The following is an 18,985-nucleotide window of genomic DNA, read 5'->3' as shown; positions in this document are numbered from 1 at the left end:
ATGTCGGTCAGTTGCCGCGTGGGGCGTACATGATGACGGCCATCCCGGCGAGGCAGACCAGTGCGCCGATGATGTCGGGGCGGTCGGGGCGGTAGCCGTCGGCGACCATGCCCCAGGTGATGGAACCGGCGACGAAGATCCCGCCGTACGCGGCCAGGATCCGCCCGAAGTTCTCGTCGGACTGGAAGGTGGCCACCACCCCGTACACGCCGAGCGCGATGATGCCGGCGCCGATCCAGATCCAGCCCTTGTGCTCGCGGATGCCCTGCCAGACCAGCCAGGCGCCGCCGATCTCGAAGAGTGCGGCAACGGCGAACAGGGCGATGGAGCGGGCGACGAGCACAGCGGAGTCTCTCTGGAGAAGGAAGGGGGCGGGGGAGGGGGCGAGGTCAGGCGGCCGGCCCGAACAGGTCGGCCAGCAGTGCGGCGCCGTCGGCGGGCGCGCGGACCTCCAGATGGACCTGGGTGCCGTCGAGGTGGAGGCGGAAGTCGAAGAACGGGCAGCACTGCTGCTCGGCAGCGGCCAGCGCGGTCAGGGATACGGCCTGCTCTACGGGCAGGGTCAGGCGCAGCCCGTCAGGGATCCGGGTGCGGACGGCGCCGCCGACGGCCTCGCGCCATCGTGCGGCGCGTTCGCTCATGGCCTCCCCGGGCAGTGAGCAGGCCACTGGCGCGGTGCGCCAGTGCTCCGTCTCCCGGTCGGCGGTCCGACGGCTGGAGAGCGCCACGTCCACCGGACCGGCGGTCGTAGTCGGCGCGGGTCCCGGTGCGAGGAAGCCGCACTCGGGGTCGCACCGTCCGGCGCGGTCGGGCAGCGTGTCCAGGTGTTCCAGCGCTGAGTGCAGGGAGGCGGCGAACGCGGCCGACTCGGCAGTGCGGGTTTCGGCTTCGGCCAGGCGGGCGGCGAGCCGCGGTCGCAGACCGGCCTTCACGTCCCTGCAGGCCCCGGACTCCCACACCGCGAGCAGCTCGCCGATCTCCTCCAGCGGAAGCCCCAGGTGCTTGGCCGCGCCGATGAACGCCAGCCGCTCAAGCGAGGCCTCGCCGTACACCCGGTAGCCGGCCGGCGTCCGCTCGGCGGGCAGGAGCCCGGCGCCCTCGTAGAAGCGCAGGGTGGTCGCCGGAACACCGGAACGCTCGGCCAGCTGGGAGATCCGCATCGTGCTCACACCGTCGACGATAAACCTTCGACCCGGGTCGAAGGTCAAGCCGTCAAGCCCGCCGGGGGCGTCACGTCGTCGCGTCCGTGGGAAGGTCGGGGCGGGACGGCGGGGTGCCCTCCTTGATGGGCAGGGTGATCACCATGGTGAGTCCGCCGCCGGGAGTGTCCTCGGCGGTGAGGGTGCCGTTCATGGCCTCCAGGAAGCCTCGGGCGACGGCCAGGCCGAGACCGACACCGGCGCCGGCGGGTGCGTCTCCGTACCGCTGGAACGGTTCGAATATCCGGACCTTCGCCTCGTCGGGGACTCCGGGGCCGCGGTCGACGACGCGCAGTTCGAGGCGGTCGGCGAGGACGCTGGCGGCGACGAGGACGGTCTGGCCGGGCGGGCTGTACTTGACGGCGTTCTCGACGATGTTGGCGACGGCTCGCTCCAGCAGGCCGCGGTCGACGGCGACCATGGGCAGGGTCTCGGGGATGTCGAGGACCACGCTGTCGTCGGGTACTCCGGCCAGGCCCATCGGGACGACCTCGTCGAGGTCCGTTTCCCGGATGAGCGGGACGACGGTGCCCGTCTGGAGGCGGGACATGTCCAGGAGGTTGCCGATCAGGTGGTCGAGGCGGTCGGCGCCGTCCTCGATGCCTTCCAGGAGGTCGGCCCGGTCTTCGTCGGACCATTGCACGTCGGTGGAACGCAGTGAGGTGACGGAGACCTTGATCGAGGCGAGCGGTGTACGGAGGTCGTGGCTGACGGCGGCGAGCAGGGCGGTACGGATCTGGTTGCCCTCGACGAGTCGGCGGGCCTCCTCGGCCTCGTCGACCAGGCGCTGGCGGTCGAGTACGACGGCTGCCTGGGCGGCGAAGGCGCCGAGTACGCGCCGGTCCTCGGCCGGCAGTACCCGGCCTGTCAGGGCCAGGGCCATGTTCTCGCCGATGGGCATGTCGACGGCAGCGTCCTCGGGGCGGGAGACAGGGTTCCGGCCGGTGCTGCCCGCGCAGGTCCACGGGTCCACGTCGCTGGCGCGCTCCAGCAGGGCCACGGATTCCATGGCGAAGGTCTCGCGCACCCGCTCCAGCAGGGCGTCGAGGGCCGTTTCGCCGCGCAGGATGCTGCCCGCGAGGAAGGAGAGGATCTCGGACTCGGCGCGGAGCCTGGCGGCCTGGTGGGTGCGGCGGGCGGCCAGGTCGACCACGGAGGCCACGGACACGGCCACGCCGACGAAGATCGCGATGGCGACGATGTTCTTGGGGTCGGAGATGGTGAACTCGTGCAGCGGTGGGGTGAAGTAGTAGTTCAGGAGGAGCGAGCCGAAGGCTGCCGAGGCCAGGGCTGGGAGGAGTCCGCCGAGCAGGGCCGCCGCCACGGTGAAGGTGAGGAAGAGCAGCATGTCGTTGGCGAGCCCGAGGTCGGGGACGACCTGGTTCAGCAGCAGCGCTAGCAGGGCGGGGCCGGCCACGCCGATGAGCCAGCCCCAGATGATGCGGGAGCGGCCGAGCCGCGCGCTGCGGGCGACGGGCAGGGCGCGGCCCTTGGCGGCCTCGTCGTGGGTGACGATGTGGACGTCGAGGTCGGGCCCCGATTCGCGGGCCACGGTGGCGCTGACGCCTGGGCGGAACACGGACTGCCAGGAGCGGCGGCGGCTGACGCCGAGCACGATCTGGGTGGCGTTGCAGCCGCGGGCGAACTCCAGGAGCGCGTCGGGGACGTTGTCGCCGATGACGTGGTGGAAGGTGCCGCCGAGGTCCTCGACCAGGGTGCGCTGGACCGCGAGTTCCTTGGGGGAGGCGGCGGTGAGCCCGTCGCTGCGGGCGATGTAGACGGCGAGGACCTCGCCGCCGGAGCCCTTCTCGGCGAGGCGGGCGGCGCGGCGGATGAGCGTACGGCCTTCCGGGCCGCCGGTGAGGCCGACGACGATGCGTTCGCGGGCCTGCCAGGTGGAGCGGATGTTGTGCTCGCTGCGGTACTCCTGGAGGTACGCGTCGACGCGGTCGGCCACCCAGAGCAGCGCGAGCTCGCGCAGCGCGGTGAGGTTTCCGGGGCGGAAGTAGTTGGAGAGAGCTGCGTCGACCTTGTCGGACTTGTAGATGTTGCCGTGGGCCATGCGGCGGCGCAGGGCCTGGGGGGACATGTCGACGAGCTCGATCTGGTCGGCGCGCCGTACGACCTCGTCGGGGACGGTCTCCCGCTGCCGGACACCGGTGATCGTCTCGACGACGTCACCCAGCGATTCGAGGTGCTGGATGTTGACGGTGGAGACGACGTCGATGCCGGCCCGGAGGAGTTCCTCCACGTCCTGCCAGCGCTTGGTGTTGCGCGAGCCGGGGACATTGGTGTGGGCGAGCTCGTCCACGAGCGCGACGGCGGGGCGCCGCGCGAGGATCGCATCCACGTCCATCTCGGTGAAGACCGATCCCCGGTACTCCAGCTCGCGCCGAGGGGTCTGGTCCAGCCCGTGCAGCATCACCTCGGTGCGCGGACGGTGGTGGTGCTCCACGAAGGCGACGACCACGTCGGTGCCGCGCTCCACCCGGCGGTGGCCCTCCGAGAGCATCGCGTACGTCTTGCCGACGCCGGGGGCCGAGCCCAGGTAGATACGAAACTTGCCGCGTCCCATGGTGGTTACGTCATTCCTCGAAGCGGTAGCCCATGCCGGGCTCGGTGATCAGGTATCTCGGGTGTGAGGGGTCCGCTTCCAGTTTGCGGCGCAGTTGGGCCATGTAGACCCGCAGGTAGTTGGTGTGTTCGGAGTACGTCGGTCCCCAGACGTCGAGCAGGAGCTTGCGCTGGCTGATCAAACGGCCCGGGTGGGTGATGAGGATCTCCAGGAGGTGCCACTCGGTGGGCGTCAGCCGCACACTGCGGTCGTTGCGGATCACCTTCTTCGCGACCAGGTCGACGGTGAACTCGTCCGTCGTGACCACGGCCACCTCGTGGGCGGGCGCCGCGACCTCCCGCCGCCGTACGGCGGCCCGCAGCCGGGCTAGGAGTTCGTCCATGCTGAATGGCTTGGTGACGTAGTCGTCGGCCCCCGCGTCCAGGGCGCGGATCTTCTCCTCGGAGGTGTGGCGGGCGGAGAGGACGAGGATCGGTACGCCGCTGGTCTCCCGTACCTCCTTGATCACGTCGATGCCGTCCATGTCCGGCAGGCCGAGGTCCAGCAGGATGGCGTCCGGCTTGCGGGTGGTCGCGAGCCTCAGGGCGGTCTTGCCGTCGGAAGCCGTCTCCACCTCGAACTTGCGTGCCTCCAGGTTGATCCGGAGCGCGCGGACGAGCTGGGCGTCGTCTTCCACCACCAGCACCTTGATCATCGGTGTGGGGCCTTCCTCTTCCAGTGGGTACGGGTCGGAGCCGGCGGGAGGTCGGGGGCACTCCCAGCGATGGCTGGGGGCTCCGTGTCCCGCCGGCTCCGCACACTTGCCATGCGGTACGTCAGGTCTTGGTCAGTGCCCTGAGGGCGGTGTTGAGTTCGAGGACGTTGACGCGGGGTTCGCCCATGAAGCCGAGGATGCGGCCGGTGGTGTGGTCCGCGACGAGCTTCTCGACCTGCTTGACGTCGAGCTCGTTCTGCTCGGCGACCCGGCGGATCTGGAGCTTCGCGTACTCGGGGGAGATGTCGGGGTCGAGGCCGGAGCCGGAGGAGGTGACGGCGTCGGCCGGTACGTCCTCCGGCTTGACCTGGTGGCCGGCCGTGGAGTTGTCCGCGATCACGGCGTCCTTGGCCGCGATGACCTGGGCACAGAGGGTGCCTTCCTCCGCCTGGTCGGTGCACTTGCCGTTGACGGCGCCGTTGTCGGCGGAGCGGTTGGTGGCACCGGAGAGGATCAGCGAGTACTGGGTGTTGACGCTGTTGCTGCCGAGGCCGTTGGAGGGGCGCGGCTGGAACCACTTGAGGTCCGGCTTGACCGCTTCCTCGGCGTCGTTGGGGTCCTTCTTCGGGAGGTTGTAGGTCTGCCCGATGAGGGAGGAGCCGACGACCTGGCCGTCCTTGTCCTTGATCTCGGAGCCGTTGGCCTTGTTGTTGAAGGCAGCCTGGGCGATGCCGGTGACGGCGAGGGGGTAGAGCACCCCGCAGACCAGGGTCAGAACGAGCAGCGCTCGCAGGCCCGCCCCGATCAACCGCACGGTGTTTCCGACAGAGTTGTTCATGCGTCAGCCGATTCCGGGGATGAGGGAGATGAGCAGGTCGATGATCTTGATGCCGATGAACGGGGCGATGAGGCCGCCGAGTCCGTAGATCCCGATGTTCCGGCGGAGCATCTTGTCGGCGCTGGTCGGCTTGTACTGGACGCCCTTGAGGGCGAGCGGGACGAGCGCGATGATGATCAGCGCGTTGAAGATGACCGCGGAGAGGATCGCCGACTCAGGGGAGGCCAGACCCATGATGTTGAGCTTGTCGAGGCCGGGGTAGACCACGGCGAACATGGCCGGGATGATCGCGAAGTACTTCGCGACGTCGTTGGCGATGGAGAAGGTGGTGAGGGCTCCTCGGGTGATGAGGAGCTGCTTGCCGATCTCGACGATTTCGATGAGCTTGGTGGGGTTGGAGTCCAGGTCCACCATGTTCCCGGCCTCCTTGGCGGCCGAGGTGCCGGTGTTCATCGCGACGCCGACGTCGGCCTGGGCGAGGGCCGGGGCGTCGTTCGTGCCGTCGCCGGTCATCGCGACGAGCTTTCCGCCGGCCTGCTCGCGCTTGATGAGGGCCATCTTGTCCTCGGGCGTCGCTTCCGCGAGGAAGTCGTCGACACCCGCTTCCTCCGCGATGGCCTTGGCGGTCAGCGGGTTGTCGCCGGTGATCATGATGGTCTTGATGCCCATGCGCCGCAGCTCGTCGAACCGCTCCCGCATGCCCTCCTTGACCACGTCCTTCAGGTGGATGACACCCAGGACGCGGGCCCCGCGCTCATCCTCCACAGCTACCAGCAGCGGCGTACCGCCTGCCTCGGAGATGCGGTTGGCGAGGAGGTCGGCGTCCTCGGAGACCCGGCCGCCCTGTTCCTTGACCCACGTGATGACGGAACCCGCCGCACCCTTGCGGGTCTTCTTGCCGTCCACGTCGACACCGGACATGCGGGTCTGCGCGGTGAAGGGGATCCATTCGGCGCCGGTCAGTTCGCCCTGGTGGCGTTCGCGCAGGCCGTACTTCTCCTTCGCGAGGACCACGATCGAGCGCCCCTCGGGGGTCTCGTCCGCGAGGGAGGAGAGTTGCGCCGCGTCCGCCAGCTCGGCTTCCGTCGTGCCCTTGACGGGGACAAACTCTGACGCCTGGCGGTTGCCGAGGGTGATGGTGCCGGTCTTGTCGAGCAGCAGCGTGGAGACGTCGCCGGCGGCCTCGACCGCGCGCCCCGACATGGCCAGGACGTTGCGCTGGACGAGCCGGTCCATGCCCGCGATGCCGATCGCGGACAACAGGGCCCCGATGGTGGTCGGGATCAGGCAGACCAGCAGCGCCGTCAGCACGATCATCGACTGCGTGGCGCCCGCGTAGATGGCGAAGGGCTGCAGGGTGACCACGGCCAGCAGGAAGACGATGGTGAGCGAGGCGAGCAGGATGTTGAGCGCGATCTCGTTCGGTGTCTTCTGCCGGGCCGCACCCTCGACCAGGGCGATCATCCGGTCGATGAAGGTCTCGCCGGGCTTCGTCGTGATCTTGATGACGATCCGGTCGGAGAGCACCTTCGTCCCGCCGGTCACGGCCGACCGGTCGCCACCCGACTCCCGGATGACCGGGGCCGATTCACCCGTGATGGCGGACTCGTCGACCGAGGCGACGCCTTCGACGACGTCACCGTCGCCGGGGATGATGTCGCCGGCCTCGCACACGACCAGGTCGCCGATACGCAGCTCCGTGCCGGGCACCTGCTCCTCCGCCGAGCCCTTCAGGCGGCGGGCGACGGTGTCGGTCTTGGCCTTGCGCAGGGTGTCGGCCTGGGCCTTGCCGCGGCCCTCGGCGACCGCTTCGGCGAGGTTGGCGAAGATGGTGGTCAGCCACAGCCAGACGGTGATCGCCCAGCCGAACCAGTCCGTCGGGTCCTTGACCGCGAGGACGGTCGTGACCACCGAGCCGATCAGGACGACGAACATGACCGGTGACTTGATCATGACGCGCGGGTCGAGCTTGCGGACGGCGTCCGGGAAGGACTTCAGCAGCTGCTTGGGGTCGAAGAGGCCGCCGCCCACGCGTCCGGAGTCCGGCTTGTGACCGGTGGGCACGTCCTGGTGCGGAGCCCTGGTAGGTGTGGCGGTGCTCATGATGCGAGCCCTTCGGCGAGCGGACCCAGCGCCAGGGCCGGGAAGTAGGTCAGACCGGTGATGATGAGGATCGTGCCGACGAGCAGGCCCGTGTAGAGCGGCTTGTCGGTACGGAGCGTGCCCGCCGTCTCGGGGACCGGCTTCTGCTCGGCGAGCGAACCGGCCAGCGCGAGGACGAACACCATGGGCAGGAAGCGGCCGAGCAGCATGGCGATGCCGATGGTGCTGTTGAACCACTGGGTGTCGGCGTTCAGGCCCGCGAACGCGGAGCCGTTGTTGTTGGCGCCCGAGGTGTAGGCGTAGAGGATCTCGGAGAAACCGTGCGCCCCGGAGTTCGTCATCGAGTTGCCCGGGGTGGGCAGCGCCATGGCCGCCGCGGTGAAGCAGAGCACCAGGGCCGGGGTGATGAGGATGTAGCAGGCGGCGAACTTGATCTGGCGGGTGCCGATCTTCTTGCCCAGGTATTCCGGGGTGCGGCCGACCATCAGGCCGGCGATGAACACCGCGATGATCGCCATGATCAGCATGCCGTAGAGGCCGGAGCCGACGCCGCCGGGCGCGATCTCGCCGAGCTGCATGCCCAGCAGCTGGATCCCGCCGCCGAGGCCGGTGTAGGAGGAGTGGAAGGAGTTGACCGCACCCGTGGAGGTGAGGGTCGTCGCCACGGAGAAGATCGCGGAGGCGGCGATGCCGTACCGGGTCTCCTTGCCCTCCATCGCGCCGCCCGCGACGTCGAACGCCGGGCCGTGGTGGGCGAATTCGGTCCACATCATCAGGGAGGTGAAGCCGATCCAGATGGTGGCCATCGTCGCGAGGATCGCGTAGCCCTGCTTGACCGAGCCGACGAGCTTGCCGAAGGTGCGCGTCAGGGCGAAGGGGATGACCAGGATCAGGAAGATCTCGAAGAGGTTCGAGAACGGGTTGGGGTTCTCGAAGGGGTGGGCGGAGTTGGCGTTGAAGTACCCGCCACCGTTCGTACCCAGCTCCTTGATGACTTCCTGCGAGGCGACGGCGCCGCCGTTCCACTGCTGCGAACCGCCCATGAACTGGCCGACCTCGTGGATGCCGGAGAAGTTCTGGATAGCGCCGCAGGCGACCAGGATGATCGCGCCGACAACGGAGATCGGCAGCAGGATCCGGACGACACCGCGGACGAGGTCGGTCCAGAAGTTTCCGAGTTCACCGGTGCGGGAGCGCGCGAAGCCCCGTACGAGGGCCACCGCGACGGCCATGCCGACCGCCGCCGAGACGAAGTTCTGGACCGCGAGGCCGCCGGTCTGGACGACGTGGCCCATGGCCTGCTCGCCGTAGTACGACTGCCAGTTGGTGTTCGCGACGAAGGACGCGGCCGTGTTGAAGGCCTGGTCCGGGTCGATCGCGGAGAAGCCGAGCGAGCCGGGCAGGATGCCCTGGGCCCGCTGGAGGCCGTAGAGGAAGAGGACGGAGACCGCCGAGAAGGCGAGGACACCGCGGAGGTACGCGGGCCAGCGCATCTCGGCCGACGGGTTGGCGCCGATGGCCTTGTAGATCCACTTCTCCGGCTTGTAGTGCTTTTCGGAGGAGTAGACCTTGGCCATGTAGTCGCCGAGGGGGCGGTAGGCCAGGGCGAGTGCGGCGATCAGTGCGAGGAGCTGGAGCACACCAGCGAGAACGGGACTCATCGGTGGCTAGAACCTCTCCGGGTACACGAGGGCGAGGATGAGGTAGCCGAGCAGGGAGACGGCCACGACGAGGCCGACGATGTTTTCGGCAGTCACAGCTTGGTCACCCCCCGGGCGACGAGAGCCACCAGCGCGAACACCGCGACCGTGGTGACGACGAAGGCCAGATCGGCCATCGTGAGCTCCTGAGTGAAGAGGAAGAAATGAATCGGCCAGCCGGCCGATGACGAGACAACCGTGTCTTCGCCCGGGTGTTAAGACGCCTTGACGTGGTCCTTACGGCGGGACGGGAACCCTTAACGCCGTCCTTACGGGGAAGGCCGCTCCCAGGGGTCAGCCCTGGTGGGAGAGGCCCGCCGTGTCCAGCGCGGAGCCGGCCTGCGCGGCCAGCGCGACGGCTACGAGGCGGGCCTCCTCGGAGGGCAGGGGACGGCCCGGGAGCGGGTCGAGGAGGAAGCGGCCGTAGTAGTGGCCGCCGCCGGTCACCCGCAGTTCGGTCTCCCCGTCCGGCCAGTCGGCGTACTCGGTGATCCGGCTCCCGCGGCGGAGCCACAGACCGCCGCCGTGCTCCAGGCGCGGCAGGTTCCCCATCAGGGTCCCGTACTCGAAACGGCAGCCGCGCAGGCCCAGCAGGCCGACGAGCTCGCGGCGCACGTACTCGACCGCGTCCTCGGGCGAGCCGCCGTCCTCGGCGAGCCGGGCGGTGCCCTGGAGGCTCGACAGGTGCGCGGCGTCGGTGACCACGACGGCCTGGAGCCGGCGTGCGCGCGCAGCGAGCTGGGAGACGATCAGGCCGACGCAGAGCAGCAGGACGGCCGTCTCGATGTCGGCGCGGTCGGAGATGGCGAACCGCTGGTAGGGCCGGGTGAGGAAGAAGTCGAACCAGGCGGCCGCCGAGAGCGCGGCGATCGCTCCCGCCACCCGGCTGCCCAGAGCGGCCACGGCGACCACTGCGACGACGAGGATCAGCGCCGCGTTCGTCGCCGACAGGTCCGTACGGAAGGGCACGAGCGCGAGCGCTGCCAGGAAGGGGACCACGAGGCCCGCGACCAGCGCGATGGGGTCGCGGAACCGGTACCAGAAGCCGGACATGTGATGCCTCCCGTCCGGACCCGCCGCTCTTGCTTTCCAGAGCGTTGATCAGAACTTGTCGGGCTTGATCAGAGCGAACACGAGGTAGCCGAGCAGTGCCAGGGCGATGAGCAGGCCGACCAGGTTCTCCGCGTCCATCAATTCTTCTCCTCGGGTGGTGTGGCGGGGCAGGTGCCGCCACAACCAGCCTGCCTCTCCGTGGAGCCGGGGCAACGCGCCGCTGCGCCCTTTTGACGGCCTTCATACGCCGCCGCCACCTGCGCGTATGGAACACGTGAAGAGCGGCGGGGGAGCCGTATGGATAGCGCCAAGAGTGCTGGCGGCCGTCCGGCAGGCCTCCGACGCTGTCCTCACTTTGCTCATTCGGAGGGAACGGCGACATGGCCATACACATGGGAAAACCGACCACGGCTGTCCAGGGGCCGGGCCAGGAGGAGCCCCCTGATACGGGCGCGGGCGGGGCGGGGGACCGGCACAAGCTGACCGCCCTCCAGGGCCTCGCCGCTCTGTCGCTCGACGCGATGGCGTCCGTCGCGTACGGGCCGGAGTCGATCGTGCTGGTGCTGGCCGCGGCCGGTGCGTACGGCCTCGGTTTCACTCTTCCCGTCACCCTGGCCATCGCGGCGCTGCTCGCCGTACTGGTGGCCTCGTACCGGCAGGTGATCGCCGCCTTCCCCGACGGCGGCGGCTCGTACGCCGTGGCGAAGAAGCACCTGGGCCGGCGTACGAGCCTGGTGGCCGCGGCCTCGCTGATCCTCGACTACGTGCTGAACGTCGCGGTGTCGGTCACCGCCGGTGTGGCCGCTCTGACGTCGGCGTTCCCGGGCCTGCACGGCGAGCGGGTCTGGATCTGCCTGGCCGTGCTGGTGCTGGTCACGGCCGTGAACCTGCGTGGGGTCGTCGACTCAGCCAAGGCCTTCCTCGTGCCGACCGCGCTCTTCGTCGGCTCGATCCTCGCGATGATTACCGTGGGCCTCTTCCGCGACGGCCCGGTCAGCACGGCCTCCGCCGCCGGGCATGCCTCCGCGCTCGGCGAGGGTGCCACGACCGTAGGCGTACTCCTGCTGCTGAAGGCCTTCGCGGCCGGCTGCTCGGCGCTGACCGGCGTCGAGGCCGTCGCCAACGCCGTGCCGTCCTTCCGGGCCCCGGCGGCCCGCCGCGCGCAGCGCACCGAGGTCGCCCTCGGTGTCCTCCTCGGCGTGATGCTGATCGGCCTGTCGATCCTCATCGGCCGCTTCCACCTCCAGCCCGTCGAGGGCGTGACCGTCCTCGCTCAGCTCGCGGACGCCTCCTTCGGCCACAACGCTGCTTTCTACGTCGTCCAGTTCGCCACCATGGTGCTCCTCGCGCTCGCCGCGAACACCTCCTTCGGCGGCCTGCCCGTGCTGATGAGCCTGCTGGCCCGCGACAACTTCCTGCCGCACTTCTTCACCCTCAAGGCCGACCGCCAGGTCCACCGCCACGGCGTGGTCTGGCTGGCGCTCGTCTCGGCCGTCCTGCTCGTCTTCTCGGGCGGTGACACCAACACCCTCGTCCCGCTCTTCGCCATCGGCGTCTTCGTCGGCTTCACCATCTGCCAGGTCGGGATGGTCCTGCACTGGTGCGGCGAGCGACCGAAGGGCTGGCAGGGCAAGGCCGCCCTCAACGGCTTCGGCGCACTCCTGACCGGCGTCGCGGCGGTCGTCGTCACCGCCACGAAGTTCACCGAGGGCGCCTGGCTGATCGTCCTCGCGCTGCCGCTGATCGTCCTCGGCTTCGAGAAGGTCCACCGCGCTTACGCCGAGATCGGGGAACGCCTCGAACTCGGCCGCGTCCCGCAGCCGCCGCACCGGGCCCGGTCGCTCGTCGTGGTTCCCGTCTCCGGGCTCTCGAAGCTGACCTGCCGGGCGTTGACCGCAGCCCGCTCCCTCGGTGACGAGGTCCACGCCGTGACCGTCACCCACCCGGCGCCCGAGGACCGGGAGGCCGCCGAAGCGCTGCGTCGGGACTGGGAGTTGTGGAAGCCCGGCGTCGAGCTGACCGAGCTCTCCTCCGACACCCGGTCGCTCGGGCGGCCACTGTCCGGCTACGTGCGGGAGCTCGCGCGGACGCACCCCGATGCCCAGGTGACCGTACTGATCCCGGAGACCGAACCGGCCCACCTGTGGCAGCGGATGCTCCAGAACCAGCGAGGCTCCGTCGTCGCCCACGCCGTCCGCCGCGACACCGACGCCGTCATCTGCCGACTGCGCTTCCGGATCACCGACGTCGCATGCTGACGCGCCCTTGACGGCGGCTTGACGCGTCTCGTGCGCCGCCGTCAAGAAGGTGCCAATTCCCCCGCCCGGATGGGAATTCTCCGCAGAACGGGCAGTAGTTTCCTGCCTGTTGCGCCGCCGGGGTCTCGCCCACTCACGTGACGGCCGAGGGGGTCCATGGAGGGCAGCCCCGGCGGCGACACCCCCTTTCCCGCGCCGCCCCGGCCACGAACTGCCGGGGCTCCGCCACGCCCCCGGACTGAATCAGAAGGTCGCTTCATGCCTCCCGCCGCCTCCGCGCAGCACGTTCCCCCAGGTCTCGGCTCCCCTCCGCGGACTCCAATCAACCGGCCCTCCCGGAAACGGCCCGGCCAGGCGAACGTGGTGGACCCCGAGCTCCTCGCCGCCTCCGTGCGGGAGGCCGTGGCCAAGCTCCACCCACGCGAACTGGTGAAGAAGCCGGTGCTGTTCGTCGTCGCCGTCGGATCCGTCCTGACCACGCTGTCGGCGCTCTTCCACCCGTCCGTCTTCACCTGGGTGATCAGCGTCTGGCTGTGGCTCACCGTCCTGTTCGCCAATCTGGCCGAGGCGGTCGCCGAAGGCCGCGGCCGAGCCCAGGCCGAGTCCCTGCGCAAGGCGCGTACGGACACGGTCGCGGTGCGGCTGAACCACTGGACGTACGGGGCGAACCTGCGCGGTGCCGAGAGCGAGGTGGTGACGCCGGCCGAGCTCCAGCCCTTCGACTTCGTCCTCGTCGAGGCCGGCGAGCTGATCCCGGCCGACGGTGATGTGGTCGACGGGGCCGCGATGGTGGACGAATCGGCCGTCACCGGTGAATCGGCCCCGGTCCTGCGGGAGTCGGGCGGCGACCGGTCCGGAGTCACCGGCGGTACGACCGTGCTGTCCGACTCGGTCGTCGTACGGGTCACTTCGCGCCCCGGGAACAGCTTCATCGACCGGATGATCGCCCTGGTCGAGGGCGCCACCCGGCAGAAGACTCCCAACGAGATCGCGCTGAACATCCTGCTGGCCGCGCTGACCGTCATCTTCGTCCTGATCGTGGTCAGCATCCAGCCCATGGCTGCCTACGCGGGCGCCGCCCAGTCGACGACCGTGCTGGTGGCCCTCCTCGTCACCCTCATTCCCACCACGATCGGCGCTCTGCTGTCAGCGATCGGCATCGCGGGCATGGACCGGCTCGTCCAGCGCAACGTCATCGCGATGAGCGGGCGTGCCGTCGAGGCGGCCGGAGACGTCAACACGCTCCTCCTCGACAAGACGGGCACCATCACCCTCGGAAACCGCGAGGCCGCGGCCTTCATCCCGCTGCCCGGCACGGACCACATCAAGCTCGCGGACGCCGCCCAGCTGTCCTCCCTCGCCGACGAGACTCCCGAGGGCAGGTCGGTGGTCGTCCTCGCCCGGCAGTACGGGCTGGAGCCGGTGGCCGTGGAGGAACTGAGCAACCCGCGCTTCACCGAGTTCAGCGCCCGCACCCGGATGAGCGGCATCAACCTGAGCTGGGAGGGCGGCGCGGGCTGCGCCATCCGCAAGGGCGCGGTGACACAGGTCTGCGACTGGGTGGTGGCACGCGGCGGGACGGTACCGACGCAGACCGCGGAGTGGTCGGCCGCCGTCTCCGAGTCCGGCGGGACCCCGCTGCTGGTCGCGGTCCACGACTGGGACGGCCCGCGGGTCCTCGGGATCATCCACCTCAAGGACGTGGTCAAGGAGGGCATCCGGGAGCGGTTCGCGGAGCTGCGCGCCATGGGGATCCGTACGGTCATGGTGACCGGGGACAACGAGCTGACGGCCCGCGCCATCGCCGCCGAGGCCGGTGTCGACGAGTACCTCGCGGAGGCCACCCCCGAGGACAAGCTGGCACTCATCAAGCGGGAGCAGGAGGGCGGCAAGCTCGTCGCGATGACGGGCGACGGCACGAACGACGCGCCCGCCCTGGCCCAGGCCGACGTGGGCGTGGCCATGAATACCGGCACCTCGGCCGCCAAGGAGGCCGGGAACATGGTGGACCTCGACTCCAACCCCACCAAGCTCATCGACATCGTCGAGATCGGCAAGCAACTCCTCATCACCCGAGGTGCCCTGACCACCTTCTCGATCACGAACGACGTGGCGAAGTACTTCGCGATCATCCCCGCGATGTTCACCGCGGCCTACCCCGGCCTCGAAGCCCTCAACATCATGGGCCTGCACAGCCCGACCTCCGCGATCACCTCGGCGATCATCTTCAACGCCCTGATCATCGTCGCCCTGATCCCGCTCGCCCTGCGCGGAGTCCGCTACAAGCCGGCCTCCGCACACGACCTGCTGCGCCGCAACCTCGGGGTCTACGGCCTCGGCGGCCTGATCCTTCCCTTCGTCGGCATCAAGCTCATCGACCTGCTGGTGTCCACGATCCCCGGCCTCGGCTGAAGTCCGGCAAAACCGCGTCAGAGGATCGTCAGGGCGCTTGAGCGCCGCGCCGCGGGCCAGTTGGATGGACGACGTGGTGCCGGCGGCCAACCGCGGATCCGCAGGCGCCCCCAGCCCGTACGCGCTACGGGACACCCGCGATACGCGCTACGGGATCACACTTCACCGCACGGCTGAGCCCCGGCTTCTTCGGCCGCCCGCCACCGTGCCCGTCCACTGGATCCACTCATGCCTTCGTTCCTGTCCGGCCGGACCATCATGGTCACCGGTGCCACCTCCGGCATCGGCTACGAGACCGCCCGCCAGCTGGCCGAGAGCGGCGCCACCGTCCTTCTCCACGGCCGAACTCCGGACGAGGCCCGGTCGGCCGTAAAGCGCCTCCTCGCCACCGCTGATGTCGACGCGGAGCTCCTGCGGCCCTGCGCCGCGGACTTCACGCGGCTCGACGAGGTCGAACGGCTCGCCAACCGGGTCATCACCGGTCACCCCTACCTCGACGTCCTGGTCAACAACGCCGCCGTCGCCGCCCCCGAGCGCCACACGATCACTCCCGACGGCAACGAGCTCGCCTTCCAGGTCAACTTCCTCGCCCACTACCTGCTGACGCACCTGATGGAGCCCGCACTCACCACCGACCCGGGTGGACGCGTCGTGAACGTCTCCTCCTCGATGCACCGCACCGCCTCGATCATGTGGAACGACCCGAACCGCACGCGCCGTTACTCGCGTCTCGCGGCCTACGCACAGTCCCAGCTCGCGCTCACCGTCTTCGCAGCCGACCCCCGTGTCACCGCCGTATCCGTCAACCCGGGCGTATGCGAGACCGCGCTGAGGCCGCTGTACGGACCCGAGGGCGCCACGCCCGCCGAGGGCGCCGCACACGTCGTGCGGCTGTGCGACCCGGCCGTCGAGATCGTCAACGGCGCCTACTACGACCGCGGCGAGCGGACGCAGCCCGCCGCCGCGGCAACCGGGGACCGCACGGTCAAGCGGCTGAACAAGCTCGCGGACCAACTCGTCGGGCAGTGCGCCTGACCGCGCCCCACCCATCCACTCCACCCTCCCCGGCTACAAGGCCGGCCGGCGCCGACGCTCACCGGCGCCGGCTCCCCGCGGGGGCGGCCCACCGTTCCGGGCCGCCCCCGCCCTCTCCATTTCTCCGACCGAGGCGGCATCCGTCGTGATCGAGCTCTCTTCCTCCCGTCTGCCCGCTCTGGCCCGCTGGTTCCCCGGCGGCTCTCCCGGCGTCGCGGCCCTCCCCGAGCACGTCATAGCCACCGGCAGAGGCCGTTGGTGGGCGGACCGTGCCGTGGACCCGAGAGTGGTCGCGGTGTCCAGTGGGGACCAGGTCCTGCTGCGCGGAGACCCGGACGTGTTGACTCCCGACGCGCTCGCGCCGTTCGCCCGCAGCTACGTAGAAGCCCCGGCCCGCTTCCTGCCCGTCCTCGGCGGCGGGTTCCAGCGCGTCGATCCGTGGGAGCGCATGGTCTACGTACACCAGGGGCCCGCCCTGGCCGCTCGCCCGGCCCCCGGCGTCACGGTGCGCCGGCTGACTCCCCAGGACACAGCGGCCGTAGTCGTTCTCGGGCCCGGGGCGGCCTGGATCCACCGGACCTGGGGCGGCCCCGAGCAGCTCGCGTCCTCCGGCCTCTGCTGGGGGGCCTTCCACCGGGGCCGCGCCCTCTCACTGGCCTGCACGTACTTCCTCGGCAGCCGCTACGAGGACGTCGCGGCCCTCGCCGACCCCGGCCACCGCCGGCAACACCTGGCCCTCGCCTGCGTCACCGCCCTGTGCCAGGACATCGCCGCCCGCGGCCGTACGGCGAGCTGGACCTGCTCCCGCGACAACCGGCCCAGCCGGCTCCTGGCCTGGTCAGCCGGGTTCCGCCTGACCCGCGAGTACGTCCACTACGCGACCGGTCCCGCGCGCCGCCCGGGACTCGGAGGGCGCGCGGAAGCGGCGTGAGCCGATGGTCACCGCAAGCCGGACACCTTGAAGACCGTGTGAGCCGTCTCGCGGTCTATGCGCGAGGCCAATCCGCACAGGGCAGTGGCGCCGTACCGCAGAGAACAGCGCCGGATGGAGGTGCGGGTGTCCTTGTCCAGACACCGCCACATCGCCGGATTGCGTACGAGCACGGTCGGGTCGATCTCAACCCACCCTCCCTCCGTGTCCCGGAGGACCAGCCGCTGGGACACCCCGTCCGACCACTGGACCGAGACGAGCCGGTCGGTACGGACACTGCGCTCCACCAGCAGCCCGCGGGCGCTCAGCAGGCCGGGCCGGATGGAGACCCTGGGCGGCAGCATGATCACGAAGACGAGGAGGGTCAGCCCGCCCCAGAGGGCGCCGCGGATCACGTCGAGTCGGCCGACGCCTCCGTCCATCACGAACAGGGCCGTGCCGAGCAGGGAGGCGACGCCGATCGCCGACCGCCGCTCACCGGCCCAGTGGATGTCCTGCGCCGGCGGGCCGGGCGGCCCCGCGTGCCCGGTTCGCATGCCGGTCTCCGACCGAGTGATTCGTCGTCCCATGCGTGCGACGTTATGGAGGACCGGGCCCTCGGCAGCGCATCCTGACGGACTGCTGATGCCTCGGCGACGAGATCTTGACGGGGTGCCTGCAGCGGCTGCCCGGGGCACCCTGGGCGGGTGCCGTATGGAGGTCGTCAAGCTCGCGTTCCTCGCCGTATGGACGCTGTCAAGGCGTGCCAAGACAGCGGGAAATGGTTGTTTCATCGACTGACGTACGAGAGGAAGGCGGCACGCCCATGCCCCGGGTGTTGGTAGTGGACGACGAACCGCAGCTCGCGCGGTTGCTGGTCATCAATCTGAAGGCGCGGAAGTTCGACGTGGACTGCGCGCCGGACGGGGGCACGGCCCTGGACGCCGTGGCGAGCCGCCGCCCGGACGTGGTCCTGCTCGATCTCGGACTCCCCGACATGGACGGGATCGACGTGATCAAGCGGCTGCGGGTGTGGTCGCGGGTGCCCGTCCTGGTGGTCTCCGCCCGCCACGGCTCCGAGGAGAAGGTCCGGGCCCTGGACGCCGGCGCCGACGACTACATCACCAAGCCGTTCGGCATGGACGAACTGATGGCCCGGTTGGGATCGATCATTCGCCGTACGCCCGCGCACGCCCCGGTCACCGCGGACGAATCGGTCGTAGAGACCGAGGAGTTCACCGTCGACCTGATCGCGAAGAAGGCCAGGCGCGGAGGGCAGACCATCAGGCTCACGCCGACGGAATGGCACCTGCTGGAAGTCCTGATCCGCAACAAGGGCCGGCTCGTCAGCCAACGGCGGCTGCTCCAGGAGGTCTGGGGCTCCTCTTACGGAACGCAGACCAACTACCTGCGCGTCTACATGGCCCACCTCCGGCGGAAGCTCGAAGTGGACCCCTCGCACCCGCGCCACCTGATCACCGCCCCCGGTATGGGGTACCGCTTCGACGCGTGAGTGCGTCGAGTCGGCGGACCGCCACGCGCCCGGTGCTCGGAGGTCCTGACAAGGTCCTGACAAGGTCCTGGGCGGGTATCCGGTGGCTTCCCCCGAAGAAGGGGTCGGTCCGTAGCGGTCGGGTCTGTGGCCAGCGAGGATGCCTGTCATGCGCACGCTGCCCTGGTGGTCACCCACACCCCCTGGACGCCCTTGCGCTGCCGCTGTGGGCGCGGATCCCTGCCGGAGTCGTGGCCGGGTTCGGTATCGGCGTGGTGGCGGCGATCATGGGCGTGGCCGGGGGTGAGCTGCTGATCCCGACGATCGTGCTGCTGTTCGGGGAGGACATCAAGATCGCCGGGAGTCTCTCCTTGCTGGTCTCCCTGCCGACCATGCTGGTGGCCTTCGCCCGCTACAGCCGTGACGGCAGCTTCGCCGTCCTCGGCGCCAACCTCCGCTTCACCGCGATCATGGCAGCAGGTTCGATCGCCGGCGCCGTTCTGGGTGGGCTCCTGCTCGGTGTGTTCCCGAACGCGGTCCTCATCCCCGTGCTGGCCGTGGTCCTGCTCCTGTCTGCGGTCAAGCTCGCCCGTCACGACTGACTTCGCCGGGCCGGCCCCGAGCCATGGAAGCGGGGCGGCCCTGGTCGGGGGCCGCCCCGCGAGGTGGGACGAGGGTCAGCTGCAGGCTCGGCCGCCGTGGTTGGCGGCCTTCTT

Annotated in this window: 17 protein-coding genes; 6 read left to right on the top strand and 11 right to left on the bottom strand. The window is 70.0% G+C overall.

Going from position 1 to position 18,985, the window contains the following annotated elements; translation table 11 throughout:
• Window positions 1-7 precede the first annotated feature (7 nt).
• From AC061S_RS26495 to kdpF (AC061S_RS26450), 10 genes are all read right to left on the bottom strand, one after another.
• The gene (locus AC061S_RS26495; RefSeq protein ID WP_478688387.1) at window positions 8-343 is read right to left on the bottom strand and encodes a YnfA family protein; all 336 of its coding nucleotides are present in this window, start codon (window positions 341-343) and stop codon (window positions 8-10) included.
• 46 nt (window positions 344-389) lie between these two features.
• Window positions 390-1,160: a MerR family transcriptional regulator gene (locus AC061S_RS26490; RefSeq protein WP_478688398.1), complete on the bottom strand. Its 771-nt coding sequence runs from the start codon at window positions 1,158-1,160 to the stop codon at window positions 390-392.
• A gap of 70 nt (window positions 1,161-1,230) precedes the next feature.
• Window positions 1,231-3,774 (bottom strand): DUF4118 domain-containing protein, encoded by a 2,544-nt coding sequence (locus tag AC061S_RS26485; RefSeq protein WP_478688386.1) that lies wholly within the window; start codon window positions 3,772-3,774, stop codon window positions 1,231-1,233.
• A gap of 10 nt (window positions 3,775-3,784) precedes the next feature.
• Window positions 3,785-4,468, bottom strand: a complete 684-nt coding sequence (locus tag AC061S_RS26480; RefSeq protein WP_478688385.1) for a response regulator — start codon at window positions 4,466-4,468, stop codon at window positions 3,785-3,787.
• Window positions 4,469-4,589: 121 nt separating this feature from the next.
• Window positions 4,590-5,306, bottom strand: a complete 717-nt coding sequence (locus AC061S_RS26475; RefSeq protein WP_478688384.1) for a potassium-transporting ATPase subunit C — start codon at window positions 5,304-5,306, stop codon at window positions 4,590-4,592.
• Between the two features lie 3 nt (window positions 5,307-5,309).
• Window positions 5,310-7,409, bottom strand: a complete 2,100-nt coding sequence (kdpB, locus tag AC061S_RS26470) for a potassium-transporting ATPase subunit KdpB (RefSeq protein WP_478688383.1) — start codon at window positions 7,407-7,409, stop codon at window positions 5,310-5,312.
• Window positions 7,406-9,070 carry a potassium-transporting ATPase subunit KdpA gene (gene kdpA / locus AC061S_RS26465; protein ID WP_478688382.1) on the bottom strand — a complete coding sequence of 555 codons (1,665 nt, stop codon included), beginning with the start codon at window positions 9,068-9,070 and terminating at the stop codon, window positions 7,406-7,408. The genes kdpB (AC061S_RS26470) and kdpA overlap by 4 nt, the downstream gene beginning before the upstream one ends.
• Window positions 9,071-9,076: 6 nt before the next feature.
• Entirely contained in the window at window positions 9,077-9,166 is a 90-nt protein-coding gene (kdpF, locus tag AC061S_RS26460) for a K(+)-transporting ATPase subunit F (protein ID WP_138907650.1), read from the bottom strand.
• A gap of 237 nt (window positions 9,167-9,403) precedes the next feature.
• Entirely contained in the window at window positions 9,404-10,162 is a 759-nt protein-coding gene (locus AC061S_RS26455) for a DUF4118 domain-containing protein (protein ID WP_478688381.1), read from the bottom strand.
• Between the two features lie 48 nt (window positions 10,163-10,210).
• The gene (kdpF, locus tag AC061S_RS26450) at window positions 10,211-10,300 is read right to left on the bottom strand and encodes a K(+)-transporting ATPase subunit F (protein ID WP_243332542.1); all 90 of its coding nucleotides are present in this window, start codon (window positions 10,298-10,300) and stop codon (window positions 10,211-10,213) included.
• A gap of 242 nt (window positions 10,301-10,542) precedes the next feature.
• On the opposite strand from kdpF (AC061S_RS26450), the gene AC061S_RS26445 reads away from it, so the two are divergent.
• The 4 genes from AC061S_RS26445 (at window position 10,543) to AC061S_RS26430 (ending at window position 16,798) form a co-directional block, all read left to right on the top strand.
• Entirely contained in the window at window positions 10,543-12,420 is a 1,878-nt protein-coding gene (locus AC061S_RS26445) for an APC family permease (protein WP_478688380.1), read from the top strand.
• 258 nt (window positions 12,421-12,678) lie between these two features.
• Complete coding sequence (kdpB, locus tag AC061S_RS26440; protein ID WP_478688379.1) at window positions 12,679-14,832, top strand: potassium-transporting ATPase subunit KdpB; 2,154 nt, start codon at window positions 12,679-12,681, stop codon at window positions 14,830-14,832.
• A gap of 228 nt (window positions 14,833-15,060) precedes the next feature.
• Window positions 15,061-15,867 (top strand): SDR family NAD(P)-dependent oxidoreductase, encoded by an 807-nt coding sequence (locus AC061S_RS26435; RefSeq protein ID WP_478688378.1) that lies wholly within the window; start codon window positions 15,061-15,063, stop codon window positions 15,865-15,867.
• A gap of 145 nt (window positions 15,868-16,012) precedes the next feature.
• Window positions 16,013-16,798, top strand: a complete 786-nt coding sequence (locus AC061S_RS26430; protein ID WP_478688377.1) for a GNAT family N-acetyltransferase — start codon at window positions 16,013-16,015, stop codon at window positions 16,796-16,798.
• Between the two features lie 8 nt (window positions 16,799-16,806).
• Here the strand turns inward: AC061S_RS26430 and AC061S_RS26425 are convergent, their stop codons facing one another.
• Entirely contained in the window at window positions 16,807-17,367 is a 561-nt protein-coding gene (locus AC061S_RS26425; RefSeq protein ID WP_478688376.1) for a hypothetical protein, read from the bottom strand.
• A 236-nt stretch (window positions 17,368-17,603) separates the two neighbouring features.
• Between AC061S_RS26425 and AC061S_RS26420 the strand changes: the two genes are divergently transcribed.
• Together AC061S_RS26420 and AC061S_RS26415 are read left to right on the top strand one after the other, a co-directional pair.
• Window positions 17,604-18,290 (top strand): response regulator, encoded by a 687-nt coding sequence (locus AC061S_RS26420; RefSeq protein ID WP_478688375.1) that lies wholly within the window; start codon window positions 17,604-17,606, stop codon window positions 18,288-18,290.
• Window positions 18,287-18,871, top strand: coding sequence for a TSUP family transporter (locus tag AC061S_RS26415; RefSeq protein ID WP_478688374.1), 585 nt, complete (start codon window positions 18,287-18,289; stop codon window positions 18,869-18,871). Before AC061S_RS26420 ends, AC061S_RS26415 begins: the two co-directional genes overlap by 4 nt.
• Window positions 18,872-18,985: the final 114 nt, after the last annotated feature.

It is taken from the genome of Streptomyces sp. CA189, assembly GCF_056428985.1.
The sequence above is the reverse complement of the archived record's forward strand: the minus strand, read 5'-3'. Positions and strand labels throughout refer to the sequence as shown.